The sequence below is a fragment of the Cohnella ginsengisoli genome, from assembly GCF_029525555.1.
GTDB lineage: Bacteria > Bacillota > Bacilli > Paenibacillales > Paenibacillaceae > Cohnella > Cohnella ginsengisoli.
Genome location: NZ_JAPDHZ010000004.1, coordinates 994,621 through 1,011,324 on the forward strand (window position 1 = coordinate 994,621; position 16,704 = coordinate 1,011,324).

At 52.7% G+C, this 16,704-nt stretch carries 16 protein-coding genes; 15 read left to right on the plus strand and 1 reads right to left on the minus strand.

Annotation, left to right across the window (positions count from 1 at the left end):
- The first annotated feature begins 74 nt into the window (after positions 1-74).
- The 4 genes from OMP38_RS25855 to OMP38_RS25870 all read left to right on the plus strand — a co-directional run bounded on the left by OMP38_RS25855 (position 75) and on the right by OMP38_RS25870 (position 5,475).
- A complete protein-coding gene (locus OMP38_RS25855) occupies positions 75-1,718 on the plus strand; it encodes a response regulator (protein WP_277567582.1) in 1,644 nt (547 codons plus the stop codon).
- A complete protein-coding gene (locus OMP38_RS25860) occupies positions 1,690-2,319 on the plus strand; it encodes a hypothetical protein (protein WP_277567583.1) in 630 nt (209 codons plus the stop codon). Before OMP38_RS25855 ends, OMP38_RS25860 begins: the two co-directional genes overlap by 29 nt.
- Before the next feature lie 25 nt (positions 2,320-2,344).
- A complete protein-coding gene (locus tag OMP38_RS25865; protein WP_277567584.1) occupies positions 2,345-3,526 on the plus strand; it encodes a sensor histidine kinase in 1,182 nt (393 codons plus the stop codon).
- A 218-nt stretch (positions 3,527-3,744) separates the two neighbouring features.
- The gene (locus OMP38_RS25870) at positions 3,745-5,475 is read left to right on the plus strand and encodes an ABC transporter permease subunit (RefSeq protein WP_277567585.1); all 1,731 of its coding nucleotides are present in this window, start codon (positions 3,745-3,747) and stop codon (positions 5,473-5,475) included.
- Between the two features lie 71 nt (positions 5,476-5,546).
- Here OMP38_RS25870 and OMP38_RS25875 read toward each other — a convergent pair whose 3' ends face one another.
- A complete protein-coding gene (locus tag OMP38_RS25875) occupies positions 5,547-5,780 on the minus strand; it encodes a hypothetical protein (RefSeq protein WP_277567586.1) in 234 nt (77 codons plus the stop codon).
- A gap of 19 nt (positions 5,781-5,799) precedes the next feature.
- On the opposite strand from OMP38_RS25875, the gene OMP38_RS25880 reads away from it, so the two are divergent.
- The 11 genes from OMP38_RS25880 (at position 5,800) to OMP38_RS25930 (ending at position 16,577) form a co-directional block, all read left to right on the plus strand.
- Positions 5,800-6,762: a type 2 periplasmic-binding domain-containing protein gene (locus OMP38_RS25880; RefSeq protein ID WP_277567587.1), complete on the plus strand. Its 963-nt coding sequence runs from the start codon at positions 5,800-5,802 to the stop codon at positions 6,760-6,762.
- Positions 6,749-7,363, plus strand: coding sequence for a type 2 periplasmic-binding domain-containing protein (locus OMP38_RS25885; RefSeq protein WP_277567588.1), 615 nt, complete (start codon positions 6,749-6,751; stop codon positions 7,361-7,363). Before OMP38_RS25880 ends, OMP38_RS25885 begins: the two co-directional genes overlap by 14 nt.
- Positions 7,364-7,499: 136 nt before the next feature.
- Positions 7,500-8,126: a hypothetical protein gene (locus OMP38_RS25890; protein ID WP_277567589.1), complete on the plus strand. Its 627-nt coding sequence runs from the start codon at positions 7,500-7,502 to the stop codon at positions 8,124-8,126.
- Entirely contained in the window at positions 8,101-8,601 is a 501-nt protein-coding gene (locus OMP38_RS25895; protein ID WP_338130638.1) for an alpha-galactosidase, read from the plus strand. The genes OMP38_RS25890 and OMP38_RS25895 overlap by 26 nt, the downstream gene beginning before the upstream one ends.
- Positions 8,513-9,589, plus strand: coding sequence for an alpha-galactosidase (locus OMP38_RS25900; protein ID WP_277567590.1), 1,077 nt, complete (start codon positions 8,513-8,515; stop codon positions 9,587-9,589). Before OMP38_RS25895 ends, OMP38_RS25900 begins: the two co-directional genes overlap by 89 nt.
- Positions 9,590-9,617: 28 nt before the next feature.
- Positions 9,618-11,276, plus strand: coding sequence for an SGNH/GDSL hydrolase family protein (locus OMP38_RS25905; RefSeq protein ID WP_277567591.1), 1,659 nt, complete (start codon positions 9,618-9,620; stop codon positions 11,274-11,276).
- 39 nt (positions 11,277-11,315) lie between these two features.
- Complete coding sequence (locus tag OMP38_RS25910) at positions 11,316-11,918, plus strand: glycoside hydrolase family protein (protein WP_277567592.1); 603 nt, start codon at positions 11,316-11,318, stop codon at positions 11,916-11,918.
- 114 nt (positions 11,919-12,032) lie between these two features.
- A complete protein-coding gene (locus tag OMP38_RS25915; RefSeq protein ID WP_277567593.1) occupies positions 12,033-12,884 on the plus strand; it encodes a glycoside hydrolase family 32 protein in 852 nt (283 codons plus the stop codon).
- A 29-nt stretch (positions 12,885-12,913) separates the two neighbouring features.
- Positions 12,914-13,618, plus strand: coding sequence for a PIG-L deacetylase family protein (locus OMP38_RS25920; RefSeq protein ID WP_277567594.1), 705 nt, complete (start codon positions 12,914-12,916; stop codon positions 13,616-13,618).
- A gap of 101 nt (positions 13,619-13,719) precedes the next feature.
- Positions 13,720-15,321: a hypothetical protein gene (locus tag OMP38_RS25925; RefSeq protein ID WP_277567595.1), complete on the plus strand. Its 1,602-nt coding sequence runs from the start codon at positions 13,720-13,722 to the stop codon at positions 15,319-15,321.
- Positions 15,322-15,416: 95 nt separating this feature from the next.
- Positions 15,417-16,577 (plus strand): mandelate racemase/muconate lactonizing enzyme family protein, encoded by a 1,161-nt coding sequence (locus OMP38_RS25930; RefSeq protein WP_277567596.1) that lies wholly within the window; start codon positions 15,417-15,419, stop codon positions 16,575-16,577.
- The last annotated feature ends 127 nt before the right edge of the window (positions 16,578-16,704 follow it).

Below are 16,704 nucleotides of genomic sequence, written 5' to 3' on the forward strand. Positions count from 1 at the left end.
AGAGCCGATTCTATATTCGAATAGGCTCTTTCTATTTACATTCATTTGCATCCTGAATAGAAGAGGTGCGAGCCATGATCAAGGTCATCATCGTCGAAGACGAGATGCTGGTGCGAATCGGCCTGAAAAACTCGCTCGAATGGGCGAAATTAGGCATGGAGGTCATCGCCGACTTCTCTAATGGGCAGGCCGCATGGGAGTTCTATCAGCAAGCCAAACCCGACCTCATTCTGACCGATATTCGAATGCCGAACATGGACGGGATGGAGCTGATCTCCCGCATCAGAGAAAACGACAATCAGACCAAGATCATTATTTTGACGGCCTACGAGGAATTCGATTGGGTTCATAAGGCCATTCGGTTCGGCGTGACCGACTATATCCTCAAGTTCAAGATGTCCATCGACGAGATGGAGAAGGTCCTGCAGAAAGTGCAGGCCGAATTGAAAACGAAAAGCGTCCGATCGCCGTCGGAGCCGCAGCACGACCAGCTGAATGCCATCAACCTTAAGGAAAACGCAATGAAGGACTACTTGTCTTATGGACGCTATTCGGATGCGGAATTCGCCGCGATAACGAAAGAACTGCGCTTCCGTCTCGAGCCGGAGCGGCTCATCTTATGCGTGATGGCTATCGACAACTTCAAGCAGATGGAAAGCAAATTCAAGGACAGCCACGGTAATTTGATCCGATTCAGCATCCTGAATATGATGAGCGAGCTGCTGGCCGGCTACAACCGGGGAGAAGTCATCTACGAGCGGGACGAGAAATATATTTTGACGTTCAGCTTCCAGGATGTCGTCAGCGAGTCGAACATTTATCAGCAGCTTCAGGATATTCTGTCGCATATCAGCAGCGTCGTCAAAACGTACCTGAACGCATCCGTCACTTTCGGGATCAGTTCCATTAACAATGGCTATTCAGCGCTTAAGCATATGTACGTGGAATGCCTCCGAATGCTGGATTTAAGATTTGTGCTCGGTAACGTTAATTATATCAGGTCCGATCTCATGAGCGCGGAACGCATCTCGAAAAACGTCGCCGCGAAACTCGAAAAGATGATACGCGAACAGGAGCCGTTTAACGACCGGTACTTCAAGGAAATCGAAACGGGCATCCATTCGCTGGGACAGCTCGAGCGAATCGCAAGGCAGGACATTCAAGTGGTATTCATTCGCTGGATTCACTGGCCGACCGTTAACCTCAATATTTACGCCGACGACATCTCCAGCATGGCGCTCGACTATGCCGGCCGAATTCATCAGAGCACGACTTTGGACGAAAATATCGCCATTTTTACGCAATATTTGCTTAATGTTCAATATTATCATGAGCGAAAAAGAGCGATCAGCAAAGAAATCGCCGAGGCGATCAAATATATTCAAGCCCATTACGATCAAGATCTTTCCCTCCAGCAGCTGGCCGATCAAGTAAAGATGAATCCGAGCTACTTAAGCAGGCTGTTCAAAAAGCATTTGGAGACGAGCTTTATTGAATATTTAAACGCCTACCGGATCGATATGGCCAAAAACATGTTAATGAATACGCACCTGAAATCCTACGAAATCGCCGCAAAGACCGGGTACAAAGACGACAGTTATTTTAGCCGGATTTTTAAAAGGGTTACGGGCATGCGGCCGCATGAATTCAGGAAGCAGTGGTTCGTGGACAGCAGGGAGGATCGAGAAAATGACGCGGATGATGAGACTGTTCAATAGAGCAAACAGAAATTCCCTGGCGAATCAATTGGTCGTCTCTTTCCTGATCATTTTTCTCTTTATATTTACGATCAGCTCGCTGATCGCTTACTACGGCATCCTGAACGTATTGAAAAAAAATGCGATCGATACAAATCAGCAGCAGTTCAAGCAAAACGACTATAATCTGTCGGTGTTTGTCAACGAAGTGGATCAGGTTTCCAGGCAGCTCTTTTTAGAGGCTGAATTGCAAAATTTGATTAATTTTAAGAGCATGAGGGAGATGGACAGCGTCGTGCAGGTCGCTGCGGCATTTCAATTTTTCTCGGAAGCGCTCTCGGACAATTCATATATCGATTCGATCAGTTATTTTGGCGACAACGGCTTTATGATACGAACAACTGCGCAAAGAAACGATATTTTATTCGACTCAAGCAGTAAAGTGAATGCCTTTTACCAGGATCAAATTTACGGCAAGATGAAGTCGACGGCGCAGACGCTCGTCTGGTTCGGGGGGATTTACCGATCAGGATTTCAACATCGCAGATACGAGTACGGGATCGGGGAAGACGGCTGCGCCGACTCACTACATCACCGCCGCGCGCAGCTTTTACTCAAATAACCATTCGGCGACGCTCGTCCTCAATATGAATATGAAATACTTCAACGATATTTATAATCATGCCAACGATATCGAAAATAACGAATTGTATCTGGTCGATGAAACGGGCCGAGTCGTGTCTCACGGAAACGAAGAGAAAATCGGCCAAGCCGGGGCTGTCCCCGAACAAGTTTATCATCCTGCGCTCACGGGCGATAAGTTTGCCAGCGAAGAACGAAACGGCAAACAAATTATGTCGTATCGGATCAACTCACTGGATTGGATCCTCGTAAACGAGATCCCCGTAAGCCTTTTTATCCGCGATATTTTGACCCTGAGGCTCATCGTCGTGACGATGTTTATATTCAGTTTGGCTTCGGCAGCCATTTTGTCGAGGTACTGGATCCGCAGAATAACGCAGCCTTTGAACAGTCTGACGACCGTCGTAAGACGAATGGGGCAAGGCAATCTGGGACTCACGTTGGAACTGGATTTAAAGAACGAACTCGGGATTCTCATTGCGCAATTCAATAAAATGTCCAGAAATATTCAAGAACTGATTGAACAAAAGGAATCGATTCAGGAAGAGAAGCGGACGATCGAGATCGGCGCTTTGCAGTCGCAGATCAACCCCCATTTTTTCTACAACACGTTAAATACGATCAAATGGATGGCCATCATGGTCAAGGCGGACAATATCGTGGAAAGCATCACGACTTTGGGCGATTATTTGCAGCCGATGTTTAAGCAGGGCATGCTTTGCACCATCCGGGAAGAGATCGATTATATCGAAAATTATATCAAGATCATGAATTATCGAATGGCGGGCGGCGTTAAACTCCAAAAACATATATCACCGCAGGTGATGGACTACCAATTCCTCCGATTCCTGCTGCAGCCGTTGGTCGAAAACGCGATTACGCACGGTCTGAAAAACCGTAACGGCGGGACGGTAACGATTACGGCAACGGAATATAAAAACGAAATCGTCTGGACCATCTCCGATAATGGCGAAGGCATGTCCGAAACGAAGCTGCAGGAGGAAAGGGAATCTCTTATCCATGGCAGCAGCAGCGAACATTCTGCAGAAAAGAAGGGAATCGGCTTATACAATACGAACCGCAGAATCCAACTTCACTTCGGCGACCGATACGGCATTGTCATTCATAGCGAGCAGCAGGCGGGAACCGAATTAAAATTCACGATTCCAAAAGTGCAACAAACGTAAAAAAAAATACAACTTTTTTTGGGGCTGCGGTCAAAGATTTCGAGGAGGCGCGCAGGTTTGTTGTGTAATTCGCCGGAAAGTTCATTTTTATAACTGTAAGCGTTTTCTATAATTAACGTACAGACCAATTGAAGCCAAGGAGAACAAAACCATGCTACCCAAAAAAGAATAAAATCGGGTGGAAGTACTTCCTAATCGCCATGCCGTTTATGATTTACGTGATCGCGTTCTACTTCGTACCGTTATTCGGTTGGATCTATTCCTTCTATAACTACAATCCGGCACTAAGTTTCTCGCAGCTGAAGTTCGTAGGCTTCGATAACTTCGTTAAGATTTATAACGAACGAAGCGAAATTTACCGGGTTCTCAAAAACACGCTGGCCATGAGCTTGCTCTTGATCCTGGTTACGCCCTTGCCCTTGATTGCAGCCGTCATGATCAATGAAGTCAAGCATGGCAAGTATAAGAGATTTATTCAGACCGTGACCACATTGCCTAATTTTATAAGCTGGATTGTCGTATTTTCCCTCACGTTCGCCGTTTTTTCAAGCGATGGGCTCTATTATACCTTGTTGAGAAATTTACATTTCGATGTCCCTATTATCGGAATCATGGGCAACAACGGTGCCGCTTGGTTTTTCCAGGCGGGGCTGTATGTTTGGAAAACGATCGGATGGACGATGATCATCTACATGGCCGCGATTGCCGGGATCGACAGCGAGCAATACGAGGCGGCCCGCATCGACGGTGCCGGCAAATTCGGCTTAATGCGGTACATCACGATTCCGGGACTGGGTCCGACCTTTTTTGTCCTCCTATTACTGCAAATCAGCAACTTGTTGAACAACGGACTCGATCAATTCCTCGTTTTCTATAACCCGCTCGTAGCGGATAAGTTGAATGTGCTCGATTACTTCATCTACCAAGTCGGCTGGGCTGTCAGCGACTATTCATATGCGACTGTCTTGGGGATGGTGAAGTCTTTGCTCGGCATTGCGCTGTTGTTTGCCGTCAACTATCTCTCCAAGAAAACGAAGGGGGGAGTCGATCCTGTGATAAGCAAACAACAATCGCTGGGCGAACGCGTTTTTGATAAATTCAACTACGTCTTTATGGCCCTGTTCTCCTTTATCTGCATCTATCCGTTCTACTACGTCTTCATTTATTCGATCAGCGAACCCAGATTGGCGCAAAGAGGCATCTATCTATGGCCGGGCAACTTCAATATCGACGCCTATATTAAAATATTCAGTTTAAATACGATCCCGCATGCTTTTCTGGTTTCGGTAGAAAAAACAGTGATATTCACCGTCTTGTGCGTGTACTTTTCGGCGATGCTTTCCTATCTCTTTACCAAACACGTGATGCCTTACCGCAAATTCATGTATCGCATCGTGATCTCCTCCATGTATCTCAATTCCGGTCTGATTCCGTGGTATATCACGATGAAAACGTACGGACTTCGCAATTCTTTCCTGCTCTATGTCCTTCCGGGAATCATTAACGCCTTTTATATCATCCTGGTCAAGACTTATATCGAGCAATTGCCTTCTTCGATGGAAGAGTCGGCTCAGATCGATGGCGCCGGGTTTATGACCGTCTTTAACAGAATTATATTTCCGCTCTCTAAACCGATTATCGCAACCGTAGCCGTGTATGCCTCAGTGGGCTGCTGGAATAGTTGGATCGATAATTACTTGCTGGTCGAGAAAGCCAATCTGCAGACGATTCAAGTCATTTTGTACGGCTATCTGAACGAAGCGCAAAGCTTGTCTCAGGATCTTGCGGCCATGACGGCCAATTCGGGTTCGGGCAGGCAGCTCCAGCTCTCGCCGGAGACGATCAAGATGAGCATCACCGTCATTTCGGTGCTTCCGATCATCCTCGTCTATCCGTTTTTGCAAAAGAATTTTATCAAGGGCATTATGCTTGGCGCAGTGAAAGGTTAATTCGGATATGATGGTTTTTTCTAGAAAACCATGTATCAATAGATAAAACGGCAAGTCAATCACTAGGGAGGTTATTCGATGTCAGGGATGAAAAAGAAAACGAGTTTGCTCGCTCTGGTTGCCAGCATGTCCCTTCTAACCATGACGGCGTGTTCAGGCAACAACGCAACGAACAATGCTTCATCGTCCGCGCCAGCTTCAAGCACTGCGCCCGCATCAAGCCAAGCAGCTGCATCAAGTCCGGCAGCCGATCCTTCGGCAGGAACCGATCTTCCCAGAGATCCGATTACGTTAAAGGTATTCATTGGCGGTTCGGACGCGAGCTTGAATGGCGTATGGAATACGTCCATTGCCAAGGTTATTCAAGAAAAACTGGGAATTACGCTGGATCTAATCACGGGCGACGCCGTAAAAGCGAAAACGCTCGTTGCCGGCGGAGACTTGCCTGATATCCTATCGACTGCCGGGATCTCCGACTTGGTAGACTCCTTGATTCAGAGCGGTCAGGTTATTCCCTTGGACGACTTGATTGATAAGTACGGCCCGAATATTAAGAAAAACACGCCGCAAGCGCTGGAAATTATGAAAGCGTCGGCAAGCAACAACACCGGAAAAGTTTATTTCCTGCCCGTTCGGGTGAATAAAGCCAGCGACAATCCTGTCCCGCTGAGCAGCGCGCTTGCCGGATTCTATACAAGATGGGATCTGTATAAAGCGATCGGCGCGCCGGCGATGTCGAATGAAGACGATTTCTTAAAAGTGAATAAAGAAATCCAAGACAAGTTCCCGACAACGAAGGACGGCAAGAAAGCCTATGCGTTCTCGGCATGGGCCGGCGGCGACATGTTCCCTTATATTATCTCTTATCCGTTCTCGATGGGGTATAACAACTGGTCGTTCGATACTTCCATCGGCGCAGTAAACGGAGACGTTCAAGACAACTTCCTGCAAAAAGACGGCGTATTCTGGAACGGCATCAAGTTCTTCAACAAAGCATACCGCATGGGCATCTTCGATCCGGAAGGGTTCACGCAAAAAATCGATCAATACATCGCCAAGCTGAACAACGGCCAAGTGTATAACTCGGCGGCAAGCTTCTGGATGGGCGGCAGCGATCTGGTCGCGAATACCGGCGTTGCCGATGCGGAGTTGCTGCAATTGCCCGGACCGTTCCCCGGCTACATGGCGTTGTATCCGAAAGACGCGCCGGGCGGCAATCTCCTCAGGACCGGCCCGCGCCATTACGAAGGCCAACAAGTATCCGGAGCGCACGATGGAGTTGTTTAATTTCCTTAGCGGCGACGAAGGCGGAAGATTGCTGTTCACCGGCGTCAAAGGCGTAGATTGGGATGTCGTAGACGGCAAGCCGCAATTGATCGGCAAGATGGCGAAGCCTTCCGATCCTGGATACAGCGACTATCTGAAAAGCGTAGGTACGACGACACTGAACAAGTTGTCCAATCTTCATGAAGCATGGCCGGCAGAAGACGGCTATCCGCTTGACCTGAAACTGGTTATCGATCCGTCTACGGTTACGCCTGCCGAAAAGGAATTGGCTCAGCAATTCGGGGCGGAACTGTACCCGGGGCAAGTATACGACAAGTTGATTAAAGACGGAAAAGCCGTTACCGATTCGAAATACTTTGCTTTCACTGCTTTTGTAAAACAATTGTCCCAGCCGAATCAACAAGTGATGACGAAGGCAGAAACGTACTTCCTGGCGAACGTTGCGAAGTATATTATGGCGAAGGACGACGCAGCCTTCGAAGCCGCGCAGAACAAAGCCATCGATGATTTTAAAGCGATGGGCGTAGACAAAGCATATGCCGAATTCCACAAGCTGATCGACGACGCCAAAGCGTTCGTGAAAGAGAACAACCTGGAATAGGATTCGGATCGACGCAATTGAAGAGGGACTGCCTTCAGGTGGTCCCTTTTCTACTGGACCAGCGTAGATCAGGAAATCAACGGGAGGGAATGAAGTGTCCGCAAATTCGACTTCGATCATCGCCGATCTTGAGAACATGCGCTTCGAATACAAGTCGGAGCTGTCGATTTACACCGAAAAGCTGATGGACGGCCGATTGCTGTTTGCCGGCTTTCAAGATAATGGCACCACGATATACGATTACAACGACTTCAAGGATAAACCTTCCTTTGATCTGACGATCGATGGCGAATCGTTATATTACGGATGGAGATTTAGCGATTTTGCATCGGATCGGGACGAGCTCGGGAACACGACTGGAACCTTGATGCTAAAGCATGCATGGAAACCGATTCAGTTAAAAGTCATCACGAGCTGCTGCGGCTTCGGCTTCTTCAGTAGATCGATGGAAATCGTCAATTTATCGGAAGAGACGGCAATTGGGCTTACGAATGTGACCCCGTTAAAAGGATGCCTTTGGAGCATTACGGATAACGTCGCCGATAATCTGCGAGACGACACGGTCGCGCCTTATTCGGTCGGGCGGTTCAAGGATTTGTATTGGGCGAACGAGGGCAATTTTGCCTGGCAGGACGTCCCGGTAAATACCGGCATTTTCTTTAATTCGACTTTCGGCATGAGCGGGCACGGCAGCCCTTTTTTTTATTCTGCGCAACAATATCAACGGCGGCTACTTCGTGTGCCAGATGGGCTGGTCCTCTAACTGGAAGACAGCCTTTTTCGCCGACTACTTTAACGATAGCCGTCTTCCGAACAAGATTAACCTGAACTTCGAGGTTCAACCGGTTACGCCCTCGCCGGCCCGATTGATCGCGCCGGGCGAGACGATCGCGGCGCCGGACATGCATTTCGGGGCGAGCCATGCCGACTTGGATGCGGCGATCCAGAACCTGCACGCCTACTTGAGGCAATCCGTCCTGCGACAGGCCGGCGATGGCCTGCAGCCCGTCATTTATAACCAAGCCGGTTATATGGTGCCCGGCTATAAGCAGCCGGAGATGAGCGAAGAAGGACTCAAGCAAGAGGTCGACATCGCGGCCGAACTGGGCGCCGAGCTCTTTATGATCGATGCCGGATGGTACGGCAACAATGGGACGGAGGGAGCCGATTGGGGGGAATACGACTGGCGATTGGTACGCGGCGGATATTCTTCCGAACGACCTGTTTCCCGTCTATGAATATGCGCGATCAAAGGGCTTGAAATGCGGGTTATGGGTAGAAATCGAGACTGCCGGATCAAAATCGAAGCTTGCCGAAGATCATCCCGATTGGTTTTTAACGAAGTACGGCCATACGTTCCCGAGAGTGCTCGATCTGTCGAAGCCGGAGGTGAAGGATTTCGTCCGTTCCGAAATCGTTCGGCTCGTCGAAAAATATCAATTGGACATGTTCCGCCTGGATTACAATTCAAGCTCTAACGAAGGGGGCTTTAATCTCCAGGACGGCCGGAACGAGAACACGCATTGGAAGCATATGGAGGCCATTTACGAGATTTTCGATCGGGTCGGCTCACAATTTCCAAACCTCCAACTCGAAAATTGCGCCAGCGGAGGCGGCCGGACGGATATCGGCATCGTTAGCCGATTCACCACGACTTGGGTTTCCGATTGGTTCAAGATGCCGCGGACGGTGCGGATCTTGAACGGCATGAGCATGGCACTCCCGCCTGAATATATCAACAGATCCTATTCGCCGGGTATGGAAGGGAATCTGGACACGCACATGCACGTGATAATGATGGGACATCCGATGCTTTGCGGCGTCGCGCCTTCCCTGACGGACGCGAGTCCCGCGACGATGGCCTGCGCCAAAAAATATATCGGCATCTACAAAAATTTCATCCGGACCTTTCACCGGACGGCAAAAGTGTATCATCACACGCCGGTCATCCCCGGCGCGGACGGTACGGGGTGGGCCGCGCTGGAATACGTTTCCGAGGACCGGGCGAAAGCCGTGGCGACGGTGTTCCGGCTCATTAACGCGGAGGAAAATCGCTACGCGCTTAAATTTAAAGGTCTCGATAAAGGAGCGAGCTACCGCGTGCGGATCGAGCCGGAAGGAAGCGAGTTCGTTGTCGCAGGCTACGCATTATCGAGAGAGGGACTTACGATCGAACTGGATACGGCATTAACCTCGCAGATGATATTGCTGAATCGAACAGAGTAAGTAGACAAGGAGCAGGGAGGCGTCATTCATGAAAACAAGCTACTCGGGTCTTGCCGTCATTCACACGAGGCCGGCATCGATGAACGTCATCGTCGAGCCTGGGCGCATCGCGGCTGGCAACCGGGTCGTCGAGCTGGCCGAAACCGCTACGATCTGTATTCGCGCTGCCGGACAACGGCGGTATAACGACCAACGCTATCGGATCGTAGGCGAAGGCACGGCTTCCCCGAGCGGCTGGAACGGCGAGGATATACGCGGCACCGCGGGAATGCCTTATCAGCGCATGGTTCCCGGCTCGCTGCAGGTGTACTCGAAAGACCGGGAGAAGCGTTACGTTCCGGAAGCCGATTATACGCAAGACAGCTACTGGGGCACGATTAAGCGCCATCCGCAAGGGGAGATCGGGGCCGATCAAGAGCTGTCGATCGACTACGCCGTATGGTTGTGCAGATATGATGCCATCGTCCTGCAAGAGGACGGTACGATTCGCGTCGTCGAAGGCGACAGCGAAGCGCCGGAGTCGCGCGAGCTGCTGCTGCCCGAGCCGCCGGCGGCGGCCACGGGATTTGTGTTGGCCCATGTTTTCACGGGCTGGGGCCAATCTTGCATTCATGGCGGCGGGAGCTTGGTCGCCGCGGATCGCTCGTCATCTCTCCGATCGCCGGATTGGCTGCCGGTTTTAACGGGACGTTACGAGGACATGGTAGAGCGGACCTACGTGGTTGAGGTTGGGGCCGCGGAAGGCGATTCCGAAGGACATTACCAGGTCAGAATCGGGGCAACGGGAGAGGATTACGGCACAAGCCAAAACTTGACGATAGATCAATTGCGATGGACGGAAGCCAAGCCGCTGCCGCACGACCGGAAGGTGCCGCTGCTGCTGCAATCCGCCTACCGATATCCGGTGAGCTGGGGGCTGGAGCTGGATTTTTCTCCGTCGGGATCGGATGCGAACGTGGACTTATCCGGAACGTATAAGGTCACGGCCTATCCGGAAATGATCTTCGACCGCAGGCAAGCGCTTGACGGGAGCGATCCGCTGGACGTTATTCCCCTGGAGCGGCGCGGTCATCTGGATGGCTTCAGGGATAAGCTTGCTTCCGGCCTTCCGGTTCGCATCGCATTCTTCGGCGCAAGCAACGCGCGCCATGGATTATGGCCCGCGCAAGTCGTCGGCGCGCTTCGGCAAACCTATCCGCGAGCCGCGATCTCGACTTCGGTCATCGCCTATGGCGGAGAGGAGATGCGTCATGGCAGGCACCGTTTCCGGCATGAGGTATTGAGCGTGGCGCCAGATTTGATCGTGATGGAGTATTTTATCAACGATGTATGCTACGGCCGTCCGGAGGAGACCGAAGAGGCCGCCCGCTATCTTTTGCAAAGCATGCGCGATGCCGGCATTCCTTGTATTCTCCTTACGAATAACGGCGCTAACCCGCTGTTCTCCGGAAACGGTTCATCAAGCAGCTTCCGACGATACCACGAGCTGTACCGCAGGCTGGCCGCCGAATACGAAGTGGCTTTTGTCGGCGGCTACGGCTACTTCAGCAATCTCCATACGTTCGGCAAGTATTTCATGACGGAGCTTAAAGGCAACATGGTCAACCATCCCTACGGGATCGTCGATCGGAACTGGGGACTGTTCGATCGCGTGTTAAGCGGCGCTATATTAAAAATGCTCTTATAGCCGCCAAATGCGGCTGCGGACGGGCTGGAGGAAACGGCGATGGACCCTAATACGATTAAAGAATCGATCCGGACAGTCAAAGCGTTCAGAATGATGCTGCTCGGCGACCGCTACCGTCCCGGCTATCACTTTGCCATGCCCGAAGGATTCGGATTGCCTGGCGATCCGAACGGCGCTTTTTATGCGAACGGCAGATATCATCTCATGTATCTCTATGAAAACTGTACGAGCACGACCGGCGCCTTTAATTGGGGCCATATTTCGAGTCATAATCTGGTCCATTGGCGCCACCACCCGGACGCGCTGATCCCAAGCGACGGGGATAACGGCGCGTTTAGCGGCGGCGCCTTCGTCGATGACGACGGTACCGCTTACCTTTCTTATTCGAGCTTGGCGACCGATATGGAGACGATGGCCGGCGGCGGCGTCGGCATTGCGAGGAGCTCGGACAGACACTACGAACAGTGGGAAAAATTCGATACGCTGGCCATCCAAAGCACGGCAAACGGCATTACGGAGGTCGTCGGCAAAAACGGCGAGCGCGTATATGCGGGGGAGCTGCGACCCAAGCAACATTTGGAAAAAAGACGGCGTGTATTATATGCAAACCGGAAATTTGTGCGTGCTCGGCGACTACGGTAGAAGCGAAGATTCTCCGCTTGAGGCGAGAGGCGACTGGACGGATTTATTCCGATCGACGGATTTGAAGAACTGGGAATACGCCGGTCGATTCTACGAAAGAGATCGTTCGAACCAATGGACGCTGGAATCGGAAGACGACATGTGCGCGAGCTTTTTCCCGCTTCCGCTGAGCAGGCATGGGGGGAGTGCCGAGCGGCAAATACCTGCAGCTTTTCATTTCGCATAACAAAGGCTGCCAGTATTACATCGGGGGAATACCGCGACGATCGATTATGGCCGGAAAGTCACGGACGCATGACCTGGGTAGACAGGGCGTTCGCCGCTCCCGAAGCGTTGATGGACGATAAAGGCCGGCAGATCGTATGGGTGTGGATCATCGATAATCTGGAAGACGAATCGAGCTTTGGATGGTCCGGCGTGTACAGCGTGCCGCGAACGTTGTGGTTAGGAGAGGACGATACGCTGCGGATGGCGCCTGTAGACGAACTTGCCATGCTGAGATATAACGGCAAGCGCTTCCCGTCCGTCGAACTCCCCGCAGGCGAAAAGCTGGAGCTGGATGGCATCAACGGCGAATCCGCCGAGATTAAGCTGACGATCGTACCCGGAGCCGCCCGGAAGACCGGACTGAAGGTGCGTACTTCCCCGGACGAAGAGGAAGTCACGCTGCTCTACTACGATGCCGCCACGAAAGAGCTTGTATTCGATTCGACGCGCAGCGGCGCCGGGGGCTGGAAGGCAAGGGAAGCCGCGCCTTTTCAACTGAAGGAATCCGAGCAGCTCGAATTAACGGTTTATATCGATAAAGGCGTGATCGAGATCTTCGCCAATGAACGCCAAGCGATAACAAGACGGGTGTACCCCGAGAGATCGGATAGCACGGGCGTCTACCTCTTCACCGAGGGCGGCACGGCTTCCTTCGACACGATACAGGTATGGGAAATGATGCCGTCGAATTCCTATTAACGTTAAATAGAAACACAAGGAGGTAACGGATGATGAGGATTTTAGCGATCGGCGCCCATCCGGACGATGTGGAATGCTGCGTAGGCGGCACGTTGGCGAAGTGCGCGGCACGCGGTGACGAAGTGACGATTATGGTGGCCACCAACGGGAATGTCGGCTCGCCGACGCTCACCAAGGAAGAAATCGCGGCCGTTCGCAAAAAAGAGGCGCAAGCCGCAGCGGACGTCATCGGAGCCGGTCTGATCTGGCTTGATTACGACGACGAGTTCTTGTTCCACGACCGCGAATCCAGAATGACCTTCATCAATGCCATCCGCAAAGCGAATCCGGACGTGATGTTCGTGCACAGTCCCAATGATTATCACCCCGACCACCGTATTTGTTCGGAAATATCGATCGACTGCCGCATCCCGGTGACCGTACCGTTGATCGTCACGGAATATCCGGCGATGACGAAAGTGCCGCATGTTTTCTTATACGAGAACGTCGGCGCCGTCGATTTTCAACCCGAGGTATACGTAGATATTACCGATGCGTTCGAGGTCAAATCAAAAATGCTTCAATGCCATGAAAGCCAGGATGTCTGGATGCAGCACGTGTACGGCGCCGATATCGTCTCGAACATGGCGAGAGTCGCCTCCATGCGCGGCGTTGCGCCGGGCTACAAATATGCGGAAGGCTTCCGCAGCTTGCCCATGTTCCCTATACCGGGAAGTCCGCACCTGCTTCCTTAAGGCGATCGTCGGCTCGCAACGACAAGAAGACCGGAGGTTCCCGATGCTAAAGTAAAGCCGGGGAAGCCGGCTTAGACAGCCATTTCATAGGAGTGAAAAAGATGAAGCTGCAGTATAGTATGGCGCATGAACCTTTGCTGGACGCGGCAACGCGGGATGACTTGATCGCGAATATCAGAAGAGCCGGCATCGAGAAGATTTGGATCGCGGGATTTTTCTCCGGCAAGATGGTCGACATCGAGGAGCTGAAACAGGCAAAGGCGTTCGCCGAGCTGCACGGCCTTGAGGTCGGCGCGGTCACGATCCCGATCGGTCACCCCGGCAACGCGCTGAATCCGGAGGATCCCGACCTGGATCTGGAGATCCCCAAGCATTGGCACTATCGGGTCGATATCCATGGCCAGACCGTCTATTATTGCGGAGCCATCGATCAGTGCCTGATCGAGGACAACGGCAAAGCGGCCACGCAGCTGCGCGATGCGGGTTTCAAAGAGGTATTTCTGGACGACGATCTGCGAGCCGGCAACTTCAACGAATTTATCGAAGGCTGTTACTGCGATGCTTGCGTGGCGGAATTCAACCGCGCCTACGGTCGTCAGGAGACGAGGGAATCGTTGCTCGTTCATATGACGCAGCGGCGGAACACGGCCATCATGGAGGATTGGGTCGCGTTCCAGTGCGTTAAAGTGACGGACGTCGTGAAGGCAACGGATATCGAAGGCGTCCAGCCCGGCATTATGGTGATGCACTTCGGAGACGAGCGGCACGGGATCGATATTCCTTCGATTCGCGAGCAAATGCCGCACGCGCTGTTCCGGGTGGGAGAGTACCAATTTAACGATGCCAGATTCACGACGTCTCATGCGAAAGCGGAAGAACTGCTCGGCATTCTGTATCACTTGAGCTTTATCGATAAGAAATACGCGTATAGCGAATCGACGATTTTTCCGCCTCGCTCGTTAAAGGCGCACAACCTAGTCTATAAAGCGAAGCTGGCCATTGCGGCGGGCCTCGAGAACGTGCTGTTCATGAGCGGTACGTGGGTGCTGGACGAGAGCTATTGGCAAGCGATCGCGGATGCGCTGCCGGTCTTGCGCGAGCTGGACCGGGAGACTGCCGAGGTGCCTAGAGAATTTCCGGTACATCTGGCGTACGGTACGCATGGCGCTTATGCGGAAGCGTTCGTGCCGACGAGTTTGCCTTTGCTGGCGGGATTGCCGGTCAAGGCCGTCCGTGCGGACCAGAGCGGCGAGGGCGGAGAGCTGCTGCTATTTTTCGGAGACTATCTTTTAGGGGCGGAATGGCAGGCGCACCTGCCTCGCTATAAACAGGTCGTGTTTGACCAAGCGGCATCCATGAAAAATAAGGATGTCCTGGAGCGGCTGCAGACTTCCGCCGACAACATTTCCTTCTGGGATGATCGAGCGGCGGCAAGGCCTGCCGCCAGGCAAATCTCTTCGCTACAGCGGCTGTTGGCGGAGGGCTCCTGGGCTTTCCCGCGATTCGAAGAGGGGAATCAGATCGGCTTGGTGTGGCTCAAGGAAAGCGACAAGTGCATCTTGTTTAACTTGCTGGAAACGGAAAATCAGGGGATCGTCCGGTGGGCGGACCGCCAGTATCCCATTCGGCTTGCGCCCTTGTCCTTTGCGATCCTTGACGGCACGGGCGCCTTGACGTTATACGATACGGCATTCGCGCGCTAAGAGAAGCATCGGCGGGGTAGCCGGATGACAGCCGGTATTCGACCCATGCGCCTCAAGAAAGGCTGTCCTCAATCACGAATAGGGAGGAAATCACAATGAAAATCGTCGCCGTCCATACGAAAGCCATCAAAATCCCCTTTTTCAAAGGCGAAAAATGGTCCGGGGGGACAAGGTACAGCGCGCCTTCGCTGATCGTGCAGATCGAGACGGACGAAGGCTTGATCGGGATCGGCGAGTCGGTCGGACCGACGATTCCGGTCATCCAATCGGTCGTAGACAAGGAATTCGCTCCGTTCGTCATCGGCCGCGATCCAATGGAGCTGGAATCGATTCTTCACCGACTCGAGGAATATTGCGTCAACTGGAAGCAGATCGGCAACTACGGCTTGGCCGGCATCGAGATGGCGCTCCTCGACCTTCGCGGCAAAATCCTGAACACGCCCGTCTACAATCTGTTAGGAGGCAAGGTGAAGCAGGAAGTGGCGTTCTCGGGTTACATCTTCATCGACAAACCCGAAGTCAATGCCGAGGAAGCGCGCAAGTTCGCCGCCGCCGGCTACACGGAATTGAAGCTGAAGGTCGGCCGCGACATCGACCTGGATACGAAGCGGGTCAAAGCCGTGCGCGAGGCGGTCGGGCCGGCGATGAAGATTCGCATCGACGCCAATCAGAACTGGAGCGTGCCGACCGCGATCAAGGCGATCCGCAAGATGGAGAAGTACGATCTGCAAATGGTCGAGCAGCCGACGCGATTCGACGACGTGGACGGCATGGCCGCCGTCGCGCGCGCCGTCGACGTGCCGATCATCGCGGACGAAGGCTGCGCCACCTATGAAGATGCGCTGCGTCTGATCGACAAGCGCGCCTGCGCCTGCTTCCTCGTCTATCCGTCCGAAGCCGGCGGCATCCTGAAGGCCAGGCAGATCGTCGACCTGGCCAACCACGCCGGCGTCTGGTGCGCTACGGGAAGCTGGGCGGAGACGGGCATCGGGACGCTGGGCAACGTGCATATGGTCGCTTCCTCGCGGAACTTCCCGTTTGCGAACGACACGCATCTGAAGTTCATGACGGGCGACCTGCTGCGCGAGGAGCTGGTTTTCAACGACGGGAAAATAACGGTTCCGGACCGCCCCGGCTTCGGCATCGATCTGGACATCGCGAAGCTGGACCGTTTCGGCGCGAATTTCGAACGCGAGATGGTGTTCTACGATCCGCAGGACCCGCAATTCCAGCCGCGGATCGGCCAATTGCTCTAACCCATGGAGGCGGTCGCATGAACGGCTTCGTCCCGACGAATCCCAAGACCGAATACTTATACAACGAGGGAATAGAAATGACGCTTGCCCGTCCGCACGAACCCAATTGGTCGCAAATATCGGGGCG